This window comes from Nocardia sp. NBC_01503 (assembly GCF_036327755.1).
Classification (GTDB): domain Bacteria; phylum Actinomycetota; class Actinomycetes; order Mycobacteriales; family Mycobacteriaceae; genus Nocardia.
The window spans coordinates 7,126,441-7,142,146 of sequence record NZ_CP109596.1 but is presented as its reverse complement, the minus strand read 5'-3'; the positions used below and the strand labels follow the sequence as shown (position 1 = coordinate 7,142,146).

The window sequence follows — 15,706 nt, the reverse complement described above, 5'->3', positions numbered from 1 at the left end:
GTCACCTCGGGGCGGCCCGATACCCTGAACAGCGCCTCGCCTTCGCGAGCGCCAGTGGGAGTGGATGACAGGAGTGGTGGTTCCGGTGACGCGGTTGGACGCGGTGTTGTGGGATATGGACGGGACCCTGCTCGACTCGGAGAAGCTCTGGGATATCGCGGTGCGCGAACTCGCGGGCGAGTTGGGGCATGAGATGGACGATGCGATGCGGCATGCGCTCATCGGCGCCTCGGGGCCGAATGCCATGCACATCATGTTCACCGGGCTCGGGATCGATCCCACTCCCACGGCATTGGACGACGCGGGGGAGTGGATCGAGCGGCGCATCATCGAACTGTTCCAGGATCCGGTGCCGTGGCGGCCGGGCGCGCAGGATGTGCTGTCCACCCTGCATACGGCGGGTATCCCGATGGCGCTGGTCACCAATACCAAGCGGTCGCTGACCGAGTACGGACTGGACACCCTGGGTAGGCACCACTTCGGTGCCACCGTCTGCGCCGACGAAGTGCCGCAGGGCAAGCCCGCACCGGATGTCTACCTGCGCGCCGCCGAGCTGCTGGGTGTCGCGCCGGAACATACCGTGGCCATCGAGGATTCGCCCACCGGTGCCGAGGCCGCCGCCCTGGCGGGCTGCAATGTCCTGGTAATCCCCTGTGAGATAGCGGTTCCCGAGGCTCCGGGCCGCACCTTCCGGGAATCGCTGGTCGGTCTGACCCACGATGAATTGCTCGGTCTCATCCTCGCCCGTTGAGCTGAGCGTGTGCCGGGGGTACGGCCCCGTGATAGAAGTAGCGGCCCAATCCGACCGTGAAGATGAGGATTCCGTACACCGAATGCTCGACCGACGCGGTGAACAGGGACTGGCTCCGCAGGTAGCGGGTGGCGAAAATCCACCCGCCCACCCCGCTGGCGGCGACCGAGAACCAGCTGCCGAAGACGATATGCACGTATCCGAAGGCCGCCGCACTGGCGGCCACAATGCCCGGCCCCGTGCCGAAAACCGGTGCGTACCTGTGGAACAGGAATGACCGGAAGATCAACTCCTGCGGGTATACGCTGAGCGCCGGATACAGCACCAGCACCGCCAACCAGATCCCCGGGTTGCGGCGCGGCAGATCGAACAGATCCTCCCGCCGCCGCACCGCGACCGCCGCGGTGAGCGCGAGCGCGCTGGCCCCGGCCAAGGTCGCCATCGACCGGCCCTGACCGCGCAGCGCTTCCGTGCGCCACAGTGCGGCCCGGTCGAAATCGGCGGACCGCCGCAGATAGAGGGTTGCACCCGCCCCCAGCGCGAGCAGCGCCGGAATCGGCGACTTCCCACGCAGAAACGCGTTGTAAACGGTTGTCCCACCGAAGAAGAGCGCTCCGTACTCGGCCGCCAGATACACCCGCCGCCAGGGTCGAATCCTCATGCCCACACCCTAGGTTCCGCACGGCGAACGCGCTGACCGGGTGCATCGGCGCCACCGCTGCGCCGTTCGCCCACCGCACCGACACGCGTGGTCAGGGAACGTTCGGGAGGGAGCGGAGTTGGGCTACCGCGCGGACGTCACCGTCGATGGTGAACCAGAGGGTTTGGGCTTCGGGGGTGCGGTGGGTGTGGATGGTGAGGGGTTCGCCGTGGCGGATGGGTTTGTTGTACTCGAGGATGAAGCGGTGCGGGGAGGCGGTGAGATCGGTGGCTTCCGTGGTGAATTCGTGTACCGCGTGCCAGTAGGCGGTATTGGTTACGTGCTGGAAGTGGTCGATATCGGTGCGGCGCAGGGGGAATAGTGCGGGCGCTACCGGGGGCAGGGGTGCGGTGAGCCATTGTTGCCAGCGGAGGCGTTGTTCCGAGGTTGTGGTGCACATCAATTCGAAGAACTTGTCGTCCACTCTGGACGGGCTCATCGTCTCCTTGTTCATGTGGATCCAGAAGCCTTCGGTTTCTATGCGGCCGCCGGAGTCGGAGTCGATGCGGACGCGCATGGTGCACCAGCGGGGGGAGATGCCCGAGCACCAGCGGCGGGTGCGGAGCTTCGCGGGCCAGGTGATGGGGCGGATCACGTCGATGACGGTGCGGCGGACTATCCAGTGCGGGTGGGATTCCAGGGCTCCGCAGTGCACCAGGTGATCGACACCCGCCTCTTGGATGTGGCGGGCGATGCCGTCGACGCGCAGGCCCTCGTTCTCATCCATATCGACGGTGCCCAGACGGCCGGGAAAATCGAAGATGTGGCCCGAATCAGGGACGGGGGCCAGCGGGCGGAGCATGGGATGGTCGGAAAGCACCGGGAGGACCGGTGGTGGATCGGCGAGCTGGTTCATCATCGGCAAACCTCCGGGGCATCCATCCGAGTGGCGGGGCGGGGAGTGCGAAAAGGCCGCGGCGGCAATGCCGGGGCGCGATGAAAACAGCGTAATGCAGATCCGGGCGCGGGACCGGGTGAGGCCGGCCCGCGCCCGGTGGCGTGTCACCATTGCAGCAGATCCTGCCGTCACGGCTACGACATCGAGTCAGCGCCTTTCAGCACACACTGCCCGTGCCCGCGCGCGGCCCACTGGTCGATCCCGACGTCCTCACCGTCATCGCCACCGCCTGCCGCGATCGTGAACGCCTGCGCTTGGACTACGAATCGAACGGTGGTGCGGCTACCCGCCGCGAAATCGAACCGTATCGCCTGGTCAGCCTGCGGCAACGCTGGTACCTGTTGGCATGGGATCTGGGACGCGACGATTGGCGCACCTTCCGAGTCGACCGGATCCACCCGCGCACCCCCGCCGGCTCGCGCTTCACCCCGCGCGCCATGCCGCCCGACGCGGATATCGCCACCCGCGTGGAACGCGCTGTGGGCGAGTCTGTTTGGCGATTCCGGGCCCGAGTGATCGTGCACGCGCCGGCATCGCATGTGCGGCAACGTCTTCCGATCCAGGTCGATGTCGAATCATTGGGGGAGAACCGCTGCGCCTTCGAACCCGGTTCGGACGACCCGCAACAACTCGCCCGCTACCTGGGCATGCTCGACGCCGACTTCGAGATCGTCGAGTCCCCGGAGTTGGCCGCGGCCCTGCTTACCTTGATCGGCCGATATCAGCGGGCCCTGGCCGACCCCACCGCGGCAAGCCGCGACCCCGTTTCATAACGCTTCCCATTCGTACAAGTCCGCGCCCGAGCTGACCGATTAGCCTTCGGGCATGGGTGAACCCGTCGAATCCCTGCGTGCCCTGTGTACCGCCCTGCCCGAGGTCACCGAACGCCTCAGCCACGGCGAACCGACCTGGTTCGTGCGCGGTAAGAAGACCTTCGTCATGTTCGCCGACCACCACCATGACGACCGCCTCGGCTTCTGGTGCGCGGCCCCGCCCGGCGTCCAGGAGGAGTTGGTCACCGCCTACCCGGTCCGTTACTTCCGCCCGCCCTATGTGGGTCACCGCGGCTGGCTCGGTGTCTACCTCGACGTCCCCGTCGACTGGTCCGAAATCGCCGAGATAGTGGAAGACGCCTACCGCCTGATCGCCCCCAAAAACCTGGTGGCCCAACTGGATTCCACCACCCATCCGTAGTCACAGGGCGGTCTGTCGACCGGGGGATAGGAGTGTGCGGAAGTGGGCGTCCAGGAGGGGGACCGGGTCGAGGTCGGGGATGTGGTGGCCCGCGTTGCAGTGGTCGGTGAGGTCCTTGCCGTCGCGGGCTTGGACTATGCGGAGTTCGTCGACGAGGTTGGTGAGTGATCGGGCGACTTTGGCGGCGTGGCGGTAGCCGGGGGCGTCGCGGTCGGCGATGATCCAGACTCGGTGGGCACCGGCGAGCCATGCGGCGTGATCGGGGTGCCAGCCTTGTGCGCCACCGGCATTGCAGGTGGCGGTCAGGCCCGCGCGGGTGGCGGTCAATACGTCCGCTTCGCCCTCGCAGACGAAGATGTCCTGGCCGGTGCGGACGGCGTCGAGCAGTTCGGGGAGATGGAATGGGATGTGGGCGAAACCGCCTGGTTCCCAACGGTTCTCGGTGCGGCGCTGCTGCCGGAAGGATTTCGCGTATCCGTGTAGGTGGGCGGTGTGAACGCGGATGACGCAACCGGCCGGGCGGCCATTCGGCCACCGGTATATATAGGTGGCCCTGCGCTGCGGGCGGGCCAGGCGCGGGCCCAGGTCGCGCCTGTGAACCTCTAGGGGCAGGCCCGCGACCTGTAGTGCTCGATCGGCCAATGCCGGTTCGGGAGAACGGGATTGGCGTCGGGCGGGGTGCGGGGTCTGTGGATTGTCGAAGAGATCGCGGACGCGCAGGCCGAGACGGTTCAGCACATCGGCATCGGAGCAGCCCGCGAAGCATCGCACCACGGTGCGCCCGCGCGAACGGTTGTAGACCACACCGAGCGACGGGTGGTGGTGACGGCCGTCGGATTCGTGGACGGGGCAGAGGTAGGTGGTCCAATCGCCGCCGCGCCTGCCCGGTCCGGAGACCCGGTTCAGGGCGGAGGTGATGGTGTCCCAGGATCGATTGGTGTCCATGACGCAGTCCTCTCTATACCGGTGTACCCGGATCGAGGGGAGTGTCAAACGGCGCGAAAACCGATGGAGTGCACGCTAAATCGTGCTTGCAGATGTGCACTTCGGGAGTCGGTCGGACGCTGCACGAATATGTAGATGGAAATATGCGCATCAAAACATGTGATGCGGCGTTTTGGACCTGAAGCCGGCAACCGTTGGGATGCGCGACTCGGTCCGGAATGCCTTCGGTACCGGCAAGGAGGAGCGGCCCTGCCCGCGATGTCTTCATCACGGGCAGGGGGAGTATCAGCGACCGGAGATGAGGTTGGCCATCTTGGCGATTCGCGAGGTGTGACCCAGGCGGGTCTCGCGATGGTCGGCGGCGCGGTAGAGGCTGTACATCAGCTGTACGCCGATCCAGCGCAGCGGCTCCGGCTCCCAGCGGCGCACCCGCCAGTTCACCCAGGGGAGTGAGGTGAGTTCGGTGTCCTGGCGAAGTACCAGATCACGGAGGGTGCGGCCGGCGAGGTTGGTGGTCGCGACACCGTGGCCGGTGTAACCGCCCGCGAAGCCGAGACCCGTCGTATGGTCCAGGGCCACACTGGAACACCAGTCGCGCGGGACCGCGAGCACCCCGGACCAGGCGTGCGCGAGCGGCGTCTCGGCCGCGGCCGGGAAGAAGTCGGTGAGCATCGAGCGCAGGACGTCGACGGTCCACTGCTGGGTGTGCCCGCCGTCGTCGATGCGGCTGCCGTACCGATACGGCTTACCGCGCCCGCCGAAGGCGATGCGCCCATCGGCCGTGCGCTGCGCGTACATGTAGTAGTGCGCCATATCGCCGAGCAGTTCGGCCTGCTGCCAGCCGATCTGCTCCCACGCCGATTCGGCCAGCGGTTCGGTGACGATCATCGAACTGTTCATGGGCAGCCAATCGCGATGTGTCGCACCGAAGGTGGCGGTGAAGCCCTCGGTCGCGCGAATCACGTAATCGGCGGTGACCGTGCCGCGCGCGGTGACGGCCGCGGCGGTACTGGATTCGGTGCGCGGGCGTACGGATTCCACGGTGGTGTCCTCGTAGATCCGCACTCCGCGGGCGCGCACCGTATCGGCAAGTCCGCGTGCGAGTTTCGCGGGCTGTACGCGTGCGCAATGCGGCGTCCAGAGCGCTCCGGTGGCGTCGGCGATGCGGATTCGCTCGTCGGTGCCGACGGTCATGAGATCGTCTTCGCCCCAGCCCCATTCGCGCGCGTGCGCCAGGGTGTCGCCGAGCCGGGTCTGCTGTGCGCTGTTGCGGGCCACGGTCAGCTGCCCGCTCTTGACCACATCGGCGTCGATGCCCTCGGCCGCGGTGACGTTCACGATCTCCTCGACCGTGTCGAACATGGTGCGCTGCAGGCGCACCGCGGCCTCGCGGCCGTGGGTGCGCGCATACACCTCGGCCGATCCCGCTATTTCTCCGACAACCCAGCCGCCATTGCGTCCGGAGGCTCCGTATCCGGCGAACTCCTTCTCCAGGATCACGATTCGCAGGTCCGGTTGCGCCTTTTTGAGGTAGTACGCCGTCCACAGCCCGGTGTATCCAGCTCCGATGATGCACACATCCGCCTGGGTGTGCCCGGGCAGCGGCGCTCCGGGGTCGACGGGGGCGAGCTCACGGAACCAATACGACACCGAACCATTGACAAAGGACATACCGACATCCTGAGCTATCGCCGAGCATTCGGCTACTCGGTATTTCAGATGGTCTCGGGGAGTGCGGCCCGGCGCGACCTGCGGTGCGCCGAGCATTCGGCGTGACGCATGAAATCTGTTGGTGCACAGGAATAGTGAATTTCCACAATCCCTGCGTATCCCGGGCGTGTCGGGCGATTTGCCATCCAGAATGGTCGGCATGGTTGCGACAGGGGGTAGGGCAGACGTGTGCGATACGGACGGTTCAGGGGTGGTGCGGACCGCTCCGGCGGGTACCGCGCTGCCCGGTGTGGATACCGACCGCTACCCGCTCGACGCGCGGTTGAGTCCAGCAGAATGGTGTACGAGCTGGCGGCCTGATCTGCCGCCGAGTCTGGCGTAATCCCCGGACAGCAAGGTGGTCACCGCGTGATCCTCGAAGGACCTCTCACAGTCTCTCGAAGGAGAACTCACGCGATGACCGATATCCAGCCTATCGACCCGACCGCCGTACTGTCCGAGCAACCGGACCTGCTGCGCGGGTTGTTGTCCACGTTCATCCAGTCCTTGATGAGTGCCGAGGCCGACGCGCTCTGCGGCGCCGACTACGGGCAACGCAGCGACGAGCGCGTCAACCAGCGCAACGGCTACCGCCACCGCGACTTCGACACCCGCCTGGGCACCGTCGATGTCGCGATCCCGAAACTGCGCTCGGGCAACTACTTTCCCGACTGGCTCCTCGAGCGCCGCAAACGCGCAGAGCGTGCCCTCACCAGCGTGGTCGCCACCTGCTACCTACTCGGCGTGTCCACGCGCCGGATGGAGAAGCTCGTCGAATCCCTCGGGGTCACAACACTTTCCAAGTCACAGGTCTCGATCATGGCCCGTGATCTGGACGCCCAGGTCGAAGCATTCCGCACCCGCCCCCTCGATGCCGGTCCCTACACGTTCGTCGCCGCGGACGCCCTGGTACTCAAAGTGCGTGAGAACGGGCGGGTGGTCAACGTTCACGCCCTGGTCGCGACCGGCGTCAATGCCGACGGGCACCGCGAAATCCTGGGGCTGCAGGTGGTTTCCGGGGAAAACAAGGCCGGCTGGCTGGCGTTCTTCCGTGACCTGGTCGCGCGCGGGCTGAGCGGGGTTGCCTTGGTGACCTCCGATGCCCATACCGGCCTCGTGGCCGCGATCGGGGCGACCCTGCCCGGCGCGTCCTGGCAGCGTTGCCGCACCCACTACACGGTCAATCTCATGTCGGTTTGCCCGAAATCGTCGTGGCCGTGGGTTCGCACGTTGTTGCACTCGGTATTCGATCAGGCCGACACCGAATCGGTTGCCGCCCAGTATGATCGGATGCTCGACGCGCTCGCCGGCAAGCTCCCGAAAGTCGCCGATCACCTCGATGGGGCCCGCGCGGATCTGCTGTCGTTCACCGCGTTTCCCAAACAGATCTGGCGCCAGATCTGGTCCAACAATCCCCAAGAACGGTTGAACAAGGAGATCCGCCGCCGCACCGACGTGGTCGGCATCTTCCCGGACCGCGGCTCGATCATCCGCCTGGTCGGGGCGGTCCTGGCCGAGCAACACGACGAATGGATCGAAGCCAAACGCTACCTCGGCCTCGAGGTGCTCGCCCGCTCACGCGGGCTGGCACCCACCGACGAACAGGAGGAACCAGCACCCACCGAACTCACCGCCTGACACGACAATTCGGATCCTGCGGTGACCACCGAGTTACACCACGCATTTGGACTTGACCCGACGCGCCCGGCAGTGTGGGCTGGCGGGACGCGGTGGCGGCCGCGCGCGCCGAACTGGCCGCCGACGGCTGCACGGTACTGCGCGGATTCATCCGTCCGGCCGAGGCCGAGACCATGCGCGAGGAGGGCGTGGCGCTCGCACCGCACGCCTACTACACCGTTGAGAACGTCAACGCCTACAACATCCCGCTCGACTCGGACCTACCGTCCGACCATCCCGGGCGGATTGTGTTGCGGCGCGGAAATGCTTTCGTCGCAAGGGATCTGATCCCTCTCGAGATGGTCATCCATCAGCTCTACGTCGATACGCGCTTCCAGCGTTTCATCGCCGATTGCTTCGGCCTGGCCGCGCTGTACGAGTTCACCGATCCGCTCGCCGGGCTGTGCCTGAATGTGGTGGCTCCCGGCATGTCGCATCCGTGGCATTTCGACACCAACGAGTTCACCGTCAGCATGCTCACCCAGGAGCCCGAAGCCGGCGGAAACTTCGAGTACTGCCCCGATATTCGCTCCCGCACCGCCGAGAACCTCGACGATGTGCACGCGGTACTCACCGGTCACGGCGAACATCTCATCCGGCGGCTCGAACTCTGCCCCGGTGATCTGCAGCTGTTCCAGGGTCGCTTCTCCCTGCATCGCGTCGCGCCCGTCGGTGGCACCGTGCAGCGGCATTCGGCGATCTTCGCGTACAGCGATACCCCGGGCGTCATCGGCACCGCCGAACGGACCCGGCAATTGTTCGGGCGGGTTCTGCCCGATCACCTCGCGGCCGATGCTGTCCGCGGCGACCGTCTGCTCGACTGAGAAGAGGACCTGCACGTGCCAGCCTCGTTCCGAAGCACCGTGCTGCACAGCACCGGGAAAGCGTCTTTCGACGACATCTATGACAGACCCGACCCGCGTGCCTACTACGCCCGCATGTCCGAATTGGATTATCGGATACCGGAACTGGCCAAACCGCATTTCCAGCAACTGCTCGCCGATCACCGCGCCGCGACCGGTATCACCGCGCCGGCGGTCCTGGATATCGGCTGCTCCTACGGGGTGAACGCGGCCCTGCTGCGACTGGACACCACCATGTCCGATCTGGTGGAGAGCTACGCCGAACCCGCCGCGCCCGATCCGGTGGCGCGCGACCGCGCCCGGCTCGCCGCCGAGGACACCCTGCCGGGTGTCCGATTCATCGGGATGGACGCCTCCGGTCCCGCACTGGATTACGCGCGCAGCGCGGGCCTGCTGCACGCCACCGTGCACGCCGACCTCGAGGCCGCCGACCCCACCGAGGCGCAGCGCCGCACCCTGGCCACCGCGGATCTGGTCATCTCCACCGGCTGCGTCGGCTATGTCACCGAGCGCACCCTGCTGCGGGTGGCCCGCGCGCACGGTGGAAAGCTGCCCTGGATGGCGCATTTCGTGCTGCGCATGTTCTCGTTCGACCCGATCGCCACCCACCTGGCCGCACTCGGTTACCGCACCGAACTGGCGCCCGGTGTCTTCCGGCAGCGTCGCTTCGCCTCGCCGGAGGAGCAGTCGCAGGTGTGTAATACGTTGGCGGCCAATGGAATCGATACGCACGGCATCGAGTCCGAAGGCTGGCTGTATGCCCAGCTCTATCTGTCCCGCCCGTCCCCGAACCTATCCATCGACCACGAGGACCTGCATTGAGCGAACGGACCTTCGCCCACGACGACCAGCTGCCGCGGGTGCCGCTCCCCACCTTGGAGGAGAGCTGCACCCGCTTCCTGCACTGGTGCGCGCCGCTGCTCACCGGCGACGAGTACGCCGCCACCGCGGCGACCGTCGAGGATCTGCTACGCCCCGACAGCCCGGCCCGCATCCTGCACGCGGATCTGCGGCGGTTCGACGCGGAACCGGGTGTGGGCAGCTGGCTGGACGAATTCTGGCCCTCGCGCTACCTGGGCCGCCGCGACCGAATCGCGTTGAACGCCAACTTCTTCTTCCTGTTCCGCGATGACACGGTGCTGGCATCGTCCACCGGCGCCGGACAGAGCGCGCGGGCGGCGGCGCTGATCAGCGCGGCGGTCGATTACAAGCTGCTGCTCGACGCCGAGGAGATCCCGCCGGTCACCCAGCGCGGGCAGCGACTCAATATGGCGCAGAACAAGTTCCTGTTCTCCGAGACCCGGATTCCCGGGACTCCGCAGGACACGGTGCGGGTGCCGTACAGCGACGAATGGCCCGGGCCTTCGGATGCTCGGCATATCGTTGTCCTGTACCGCGGCAATATGTTTCGGATGGACGTGCTCGGGCCGAACGGTGCGCCGTACTCGCCCGAGGATCTGGCCGCCGGACTGGAAGCGGTGATGAAGGCCGGGGCGCGGCGCGCACCGGTCAATGCCTCTGCCGGGCATCTGACCACCCTGGCCCGTAAGGACTGGGCTCCGCTGTACGAGCAACTGCGCACGACCAACGCCGCCGCCTTCGATACCGTCGAAACCGCGCTGTTCTGTCTCTGCCTGGAGGATTTCACCCCGCGTGACACCCTGCACGCGTGTGATCAACTCCTGCACGGGGACAGCGGGAATCGCTGGTTCGACAAGGCGGTGTCGTTCATCGTCTTCGCCGACGGCCAGGCCGGAATCAATATCGAGCACTGCGGGCTGGACGGCACCACCATCCTGTCCTTCGTCGACGCGCTGCTGGAGACCCCGGTCGCTGAGCATGCCGCGCGATCGGGTGCGCAGCCGCAGGGGCTGCCCGCCTCCGAGCCCATCGAATTCGTCCTCGATGACACGCAGAAGTCCCGAACGGCCGCCGCGGCAGCGGCTTTCGCGCAGTACGAGTTGGACAATGCCACGAGTACGGTGTCGTTCGACTTCGGCACCTCGCATATCAAGACCCTGGGTATCTCCCCGGATGCGTTCGCGCAGTTGAGCTATCAGCTCGCGCACAAGCGCAGCAAGGGGCTCACCGGGGCCACCTATGAATCCATCGCCACCCGGCAGTTCCGTAACGGCCGCACCGAGGCCATGCGCGTGGTGACCCCGGAGATTCTGGAATTCATTGCCGCCATGGAGAATCCGGCCGCCAATGACGACCGCAAGCGGGAGGCCGTGCGGGCGGCCGCCACCGCGCATGTGCGGCGGGCGCAGGAGTGTCAGCGCGGTGAGGCTCCCGAGCAACACCTCTGGGAGTTGCAGATGATCCAGGGGCGGCGCGGTGACAAGCTCGGCGCCACAGCGCCGATGGCGTTCTACGACAGTCCGGGCTGGCGGATCGCCCGCGACGATTTCCTGAGCACCAGCTCCGCGCCCTCGGTGAATATCCAGTACTTCGGTTTCGGCTCCACCAGCCCGACCTGTATCGGCATCGCCTATGTGCTGCTGCCCGATCGCTGGAACCTCTACCTGGCCACCCCCAAATCCGTTGCGCAGCAGATGCACGATTTCGCGGCGCAACTGCGAACGGCCGCAGCGGAGTTGGAGAACTTGCTGGCCGGATGAGATTCGAGTCCACCACTGCTGTCTGATTTGTCGGTAACGTGACAATCGTGATTACGCTCAAGAAAGAAGACGGCGCAGCGGATCTCGGCGGCATCACCAAGATGAGTGTCGGGGTGAGCTGGGATCCGTCAGCCGGAAGCAGTGGTGGACTACTCGGTATCGCACGCCGCAAGAAGGGCGTCGATCTGGATCTGATCGCAGTACTCATGCAGGGCAGCGAACCCGTGCGCTTCGCCGGCCTGGACTCCCTCGACCCGTTCGGCAACGGTTCGGTGCAGCACACCGGCGACGAACAGACCGGTGCGGCCTCCGGCGACGATGAGACCGTGCACGTCACCTTCGCCACGGTGCCGCCCGCCATCGACTCGATCATCTTCGTCGCGGCCGCCTTCAAGAAGGGCAGCAGCTTCGAGAAGGCCAACAACGTCTCGTTCAAGATCTACGACGCCACCGGCGGGACCACCCAGCAGGTGGCCGATATCTGGCCGTCCCTGCTCGGTGCCGACAATGCCAATGCCATCGCCCGGGCCTTCCGCAGCGGCCCGGCCTGGCAGCTCGAGGTCCTGGACCGCAAAGGCAAAGTGAAGCAGGGCGATATGCAGGCGCTGCTCCGATTCGCCATGGCCTGACCTGGGATTCGTTCCAGGGAGTGGGGCCCGCGCCCGCGCGTGCACGCGCGGGCGCACCGTCCGGACCGGGGACTTTGCAGGGCGGATGCCGGGGTCTGGAACAATGACTCACCGTGAAGTCTTTCGAAGCCCTGTTCGCCGAGCTACAGGATCGTGCTGTCAACCGACCCGATGGGTCAGGAACCGTCGCCGCTTTGGACGCCGGTGTACACGCGCAGGGCAAGAAGGTGTTGGAGGAGGCCGGCGAGGTATGGCTGGCCGCGGAGCATGAGAGCGATGAGTCGCTGTCGGAGGAGATCTCCCAGCTGCTCTATTGGGTTCAGGTGCTGATGGTGGGCCGCGGTCTGCGGCTCGAAGACGTGTACCGACATCTGTGATGCGCCGTTTCACCGCACAGCCCGTGCGGCCGATGACCCCGCGTCCACTGTCCTCACGTCCCCCCACCCGTCCCGAAAGGAACATCTATGCTTCGCGTCGCCGTCCCAAATAAGGGCTCGCTGTCGGAGATGGCCGTGGCCATCCTCGGCGAGGCCGGATACCGCGGTCGCAAGGATGCCCGCGACCTGACCGTGCTGGATCCGGTCAACCAGGTCGAGTTCTTCTTCCTGCGCCCCAAGGACATTGCCATCTACGTCGGCTCCGGTGAGCTCGACCTCGGCATCACCGGTCGCGACCTCGCATTGGATTCCGGTGCGCCCGTTCAGGAACGCCTGGCCCTGGGCTTCGGCGGCTCCACCTTCCGCTATGCCGCCCCCGCGGGGCGCGAATGGAAGGTCGAGGACCTCTACGACAAGCGCATCGCCACCTCGTACCCCAACCTGGTCCTGACCGATCTGAAGGCCCGGGGCATCGAAGCCGAGGTCATCCGCCTCGACGGCGCGGTCGAGATCTCCATTCAGCTCGGTGTCGCCGATGCCATCGCCGATGTGGTCGGCTCCGGCCGCACCCTGCGCCAGCACAATCTGGTCGCCTTCGGTGAATCGCTCGTCGACTCCGAGGGCGTGCTCATCGAGGCCAAGGGCGCCGATCAGCACAACAAGGCCCGCAACCAGTTGGTCGCCCGCATCCAGGGTGTCGTCTTCGCCCAGCAGTACCTGATGCTCGACTACGACTGCCCCAAGTCGCTGCTCGAGGCCGCCGTCGAGATCACCCCCGGCCTGGAGTCGCCGACCGTCTCCCCGCTGACCGATCCGGAGTGGGTCGCCGTGCGCGCCCTGGTCCCGCGTAAGAACGGCAACGAGCTGATGGACAAGCTCGCCGACCTCGGCGCCAAGGCCATCCTGGCCACCGACATTCGCTCCTGCCGCGCCTTCTAGTCGGTTCGAGTTCCGATACCCGCGCCCGCTGCGATTTCGCAGCGGGCGCGGGTGCGTCCGGGCCGAGTGAGCGTCAGTCGGCGGTCTCGGTGAGAACGGTTACGGTGTCCTCGATGGGGGCTGCGGTCGGGAAAGGCGGTGGGGTGCCGCCGAATTCGGGGCACAGCGGTTTGAAGTCGCAGTACTGGCAGAGCCAGGAGCGGCTGGGTGGGAAATCGCCTGTCTTGGACGCGGATTCGATGGCCTGCCAGAGAGCGGAGACTATGCGTTCGAAGCGGAGCAACTCTTCGGCATCCGGTTCGTAGCTCAGCACCTGTTCATCGGCCAGGTACATCAGGCGGAGTTCGGCGGGGGTTGTCCCGAGGGTGCGCATGAGGACCAGGGCGTAGAACTTGAGCTGGAAGAGGGCTCTGGTTTCACGTTCGGGGCTGGGGGAGCGGCCGGTTTTATAGTCGATGACGTGCAGGGATCCATCGGCCGAGGAGTCGATGCGGTCGACGAAGCCGCGCAGCGGCGTGCCATCGGGAAGTTCGGTCTCCACGAACGCCTCGAGGGATCGGGGTTCGAAGGCGGTGGGGTCCTCCAGCCGGAAATAGACCTCGACGAGGCTGTACGCCTCGGCCAGGAAGCCCGCCAGTTCCTCCTCGGCAATCAGGTCGACTGTTTCGGGGCGGGACTCCAGCAGGCGCGTCCACGCCGGGGCGATGAGATCGCCCGCGTGCGCGAGATCGCGCTCGGGGGCGGGTAGGCCGAAGAGCGCCTCCAGGACCGCGTGCACGAGCGTGCCGCGCACCGCCACGCGCGAGGGGGCCTCCGGAATCCTGTCTATGGCACGTAGCCGATACTTCAGCGGGCACTGTTTGAAATCCATTGCGCGCGAAGGCGAGAGTGCGAGCCTGCGCGGCTTGGCGCCCGCGGAGTCCGGGGTAGTGATCGCGGGTACCGACATACCTGGCAGGCTAAACGCAGGCACCGACAAGGTGCGAACCTGATTCACGCAGCAAAATCGCAGCGACTTTCGGCCCGCGCCGAAGTCGAACCAGAACGGAGATTCATGACGGCCAGACCGACCGGGCCTTTCCAGATCGGCGACCGGGTTCAGCTGACCGACGCCAAAGGGCGCAAGTTCACGGTCATCCTCGCGGAGGGCGGCACCTTCCACACCCACGCGGGCGAGATCGCGCACGACGATCTGATCGGTGCGGACGAGGGCAGCATCGTCACCTCCGCCAAGAACACCGCCTATCTGGCGCTGCGGCCGCTGCTGACCGACTACGTGCTCTCCATGCCGCGCGGTGCGGCGGTCATCTACCCCAAGGACGCCGCGCAGATCGTGCACGAGGGTGACATCTTCCCCGGTGCCAAGGTGCTGGAGGCCGGTGCGGGTTCGGGTGCGCTCACCTGCTCGCTGCTGCGCGCGGTCGGCCCGGAGGGCAAGGTCTTCTCCTGGGAGATCCGCGAGGATCATGCCGAACACGCCGTACGAAATGTGGAGCGGTTCTTCGGCGAACGCCCCGACAACTGGGAACTGACCCTCGGCGATCTCGCCGAGTACGAGGGCGAACAGGTCGACCGGGTCATCCTGGACATGCTCAAGCCGTGGGACACCCTCGAGGCCGTCGCCAAGGCGCTCGTCCCCGGTGGCGTGCTCATGGTCTACGTCGCCACCACCACCCAGATGTCCGAGGTGGTCGAGCACCTGCGCCGCATGGAGTGCTGGACCGAACCGCGCGCCTGGGAGTCCATGGTCCGCGGCTGGCATGTGGTCGGCCTGGCCGTGCGCCCCGAGCATCGCATGCAGGGCCATACGGCCTTCCTGGTGAGCGCTCGCCGCCTGGCAGACGGCGTGGTCGCCCCCAAGCCGCAGCGCCGCGCGGGCAAGGGCTAGTCACCGACAAGAACGCGCCCCCTGCCGAATTCGGCAGGGGGCGCGCCCGTTTCATCAGGTGCGAAATCGCACCGCGTGCATATCAGCAGGGGGCACGGCCCATCGACAGGATGGTGCAGCCGGTGTTCTCCGAGAGTTGCCAGCCCGCGGCGGTGTGCTGCCACGACATCGGCACGCCCGGCATGGTGCCGTGCGGGGAGATGATGGCGACCGAGGCATTGGCATTGTCGCCGTCGACCTGGATGTTCGAGACACCGAAGCCGATCTTGCCGTAGTTGCCCAGCTTCGAGGTCATGGTGTCGATATTGCTCGCGCGCCGCTCACCGCTCACCATGAGCTGCTCCTTGTCCACCGTGGCGACGGTGGGATCGACGAAGCGGTCGAGGGTGGACTGCAACTCCTCCGGCGAGGGCGCGGGCGCGTCGGCGTGGGCCAGGCCCGCACCGGAGGTGAGCGCGATGGTCGCGCCGAGGGCGGCCAGGGTGATGCGGGCGGAGTGAGCGAGCATGAGCGG

The 15,706-nt window shown here is 66.5% G+C and carries 17 protein-coding genes; 11 read left to right on the top strand and 6 right to left on the bottom strand.

The annotated features are described in order from the left end of the window. Positions 1-64 precede the first annotated feature (64 nt). On the top strand, positions 65-751 hold the full coding sequence (locus OHB26_RS32765) for an HAD family hydrolase (RefSeq protein WP_330181120.1): 687 nt from the start codon (positions 65-67) through the stop codon (positions 749-751). Here the strand turns inward: OHB26_RS32765 and OHB26_RS32760 are convergent. Both OHB26_RS32760 and OHB26_RS32755 read right to left on the bottom strand, forming a co-directional pair. Beyond that, complete coding sequence (locus tag OHB26_RS32760) at positions 735-1,412, bottom strand: CPBP family intramembrane glutamic endopeptidase (protein ID WP_330181119.1); 678 nt, start codon at positions 1,410-1,412, stop codon at positions 735-737. The genes OHB26_RS32765 and OHB26_RS32760 overlap by 17 nt on opposite strands. Positions 1,413-1,503: 91 nt before the next feature. Then, positions 1,504-2,253, bottom strand: coding sequence for an acyl-[acyl-carrier-protein] thioesterase (locus tag OHB26_RS32755; protein WP_442943055.1), 750 nt, complete (start codon positions 2,251-2,253; stop codon positions 1,504-1,506). 269 nt (positions 2,254-2,522) lie between these two features. On the opposite strand from OHB26_RS32755, the gene OHB26_RS32750 reads away from it, so the two are divergent. Next, positions 2,523-3,122, top strand: coding sequence for a helix-turn-helix transcriptional regulator (locus OHB26_RS32750; RefSeq protein ID WP_330181117.1), 600 nt, complete (start codon positions 2,523-2,525; stop codon positions 3,120-3,122). Between the two features lie 52 nt (positions 3,123-3,174). Continuing rightward, positions 3,175-3,543, top strand: coding sequence for an MmcQ/YjbR family DNA-binding protein (locus tag OHB26_RS32745; RefSeq protein ID WP_330181116.1), 369 nt, complete (start codon positions 3,175-3,177; stop codon positions 3,541-3,543). On the opposite strand, the gene OHB26_RS32740 is transcribed toward OHB26_RS32745, so the two are convergent. Further along, positions 3,544-4,488, bottom strand: a complete 945-nt coding sequence (locus tag OHB26_RS32740) for a toprim domain-containing protein (protein ID WP_330181115.1) — start codon at positions 4,486-4,488, stop codon at positions 3,544-3,546. 285 nt (positions 4,489-4,773) lie between these two features. Further along, positions 4,774-6,159, bottom strand: coding sequence for an NAD(P)/FAD-dependent oxidoreductase (locus tag OHB26_RS32735; protein ID WP_330181114.1), 1,386 nt, complete (start codon positions 6,157-6,159; stop codon positions 4,774-4,776). Positions 6,160-6,615: 456 nt separating this feature from the next. Here OHB26_RS32735 and OHB26_RS32730 point away from each other — a divergent pair, with 456 nt between their 5' ends. From OHB26_RS32730 to hisG, 7 genes are all read left to right on the top strand, one after another. Continuing rightward, positions 6,616-7,836 (top strand): IS256 family transposase, encoded by a 1,221-nt coding sequence (locus tag OHB26_RS32730; protein ID WP_330181113.1) that lies wholly within the window; start codon positions 6,616-6,618, stop codon positions 7,834-7,836. A 74-nt stretch (positions 7,837-7,910) separates the two neighbouring features. Then, the gene (locus OHB26_RS32725; RefSeq protein WP_330181112.1) at positions 7,911-8,699 is read left to right on the top strand and encodes a HalD/BesD family halogenase; all 789 of its coding nucleotides are present in this window, start codon (positions 7,911-7,913) and stop codon (positions 8,697-8,699) included. Between the two features lie 15 nt (positions 8,700-8,714). Then, positions 8,715-9,560 carry a class I SAM-dependent methyltransferase gene (locus tag OHB26_RS32720; RefSeq protein WP_330181111.1) on the top strand — a complete coding sequence of 282 codons (846 nt, stop codon included), beginning with the start codon at positions 8,715-8,717 and terminating at the stop codon, positions 9,558-9,560. Then, positions 9,557-11,359, top strand: a complete 1,803-nt coding sequence (locus OHB26_RS32715) for a choline/carnitine O-acyltransferase (RefSeq protein WP_330181110.1) — start codon at positions 9,557-9,559, stop codon at positions 11,357-11,359. Before OHB26_RS32720 ends, OHB26_RS32715 begins: the two co-directional genes overlap by 4 nt. Positions 11,360-11,406: 47 nt before the next feature. Beyond that, complete coding sequence (locus tag OHB26_RS32710; RefSeq protein WP_330181109.1) at positions 11,407-11,988, top strand: TerD family protein; 582 nt, start codon at positions 11,407-11,409, stop codon at positions 11,986-11,988. A gap of 113 nt (positions 11,989-12,101) precedes the next feature. Beyond that, positions 12,102-12,365: a phosphoribosyl-ATP diphosphatase gene (locus OHB26_RS32705; RefSeq protein WP_067562892.1), complete on the top strand. Its 264-nt coding sequence runs from the start codon at positions 12,102-12,104 to the stop codon at positions 12,363-12,365. An 87-nt stretch (positions 12,366-12,452) separates the two neighbouring features. Continuing rightward, entirely contained in the window at positions 12,453-13,304 is an 852-nt protein-coding gene (gene hisG, locus OHB26_RS32700; protein WP_330181108.1) for an ATP phosphoribosyltransferase, read from the top strand. A gap of 73 nt (positions 13,305-13,377) precedes the next feature. On the opposite strand, the gene OHB26_RS32695 is transcribed toward hisG, so the two are convergent. Next, positions 13,378-14,253 carry a RecB family exonuclease gene (locus tag OHB26_RS32695; protein WP_330181107.1) on the bottom strand — a complete coding sequence of 292 codons (876 nt, stop codon included), beginning with the start codon at positions 14,251-14,253 and terminating at the stop codon, positions 13,378-13,380. A gap of 105 nt (positions 14,254-14,358) precedes the next feature. Here OHB26_RS32695 and OHB26_RS32690 point away from each other — a divergent pair, with 105 nt between their 5' ends. After that, positions 14,359-15,192, top strand: a complete 834-nt coding sequence (locus tag OHB26_RS32690) for a tRNA (adenine-N1)-methyltransferase (RefSeq protein ID WP_330181106.1) — start codon at positions 14,359-14,361, stop codon at positions 15,190-15,192. 82 nt (positions 15,193-15,274) lie between these two features. On the opposite strand, the gene OHB26_RS32685 is transcribed toward OHB26_RS32690, so the two are convergent. Further along, a complete protein-coding gene (locus tag OHB26_RS32685) occupies positions 15,275-15,700 on the bottom strand; it encodes a hypothetical protein (protein WP_330181105.1) in 426 nt (141 codons plus the stop codon). Between the last annotated feature and the right edge of the window lie 6 nt (positions 15,701-15,706).

Bases quoted from the DNA above. Each gene is read 5' to 3' on its own strand.
- OHB26_RS32760 (WP_330181119.1), bottom strand. From the start codon at position 1,412: ATGAGGATTCGACCCTGGCGGCGGGTGTATCTGGCGGCCGAGTACGGA.
- OHB26_RS32765 (WP_330181120.1), top strand. From the start codon at position 65: ATGACAGGAGTGGTGGTTCCGGTGACGCGGTTGGACGCGGTGTTGTGG.
- hisG (WP_330181108.1), top strand. From the start codon at position 12,453: ATGCTTCGCGTCGCCGTCCCAAATAAGGGCTCGCTGTCGGAGATGGCC.
- OHB26_RS32730 (WP_330181113.1), top strand. From the start codon at position 6,616: ATGACCGATATCCAGCCTATCGACCCGACCGCCGTACTGTCCGAGCAA.
- OHB26_RS32735 (WP_330181114.1), bottom strand. From the start codon at position 6,159: ATGTCCTTTGTCAATGGTTCGGTGTCGTATTGGTTCCGTGAGCTCGCC.
- OHB26_RS32695 (WP_330181107.1), bottom strand. From the start codon at position 14,253: ATGTCGGTACCCGCGATCACTACCCCGGACTCCGCGGGCGCCAAGCCG.
- OHB26_RS32685 (WP_330181105.1), bottom strand. From the start codon at position 15,700: ATGCTCGCTCACTCCGCCCGCATCACCCTGGCCGCCCTCGGCGCGACC.
- OHB26_RS32745 (WP_330181116.1), top strand. From the start codon at position 3,175: ATGGGTGAACCCGTCGAATCCCTGCGTGCCCTGTGTACCGCCCTGCCC.
- OHB26_RS32755 (WP_442943055.1), bottom strand. From the start codon at position 2,253: ATGCTCCGCCCGCTGGCCCCCGTCCCTGATTCGGGCCACATCTTCGAT.
- OHB26_RS32740 (WP_330181115.1), bottom strand. From the start codon at position 4,488: ATGGACACCAATCGATCCTGGGACACCATCACCTCCGCCCTGAACCGG.
- OHB26_RS32690 (WP_330181106.1), top strand. From the start codon at position 14,359: ATGACGGCCAGACCGACCGGGCCTTTCCAGATCGGCGACCGGGTTCAG.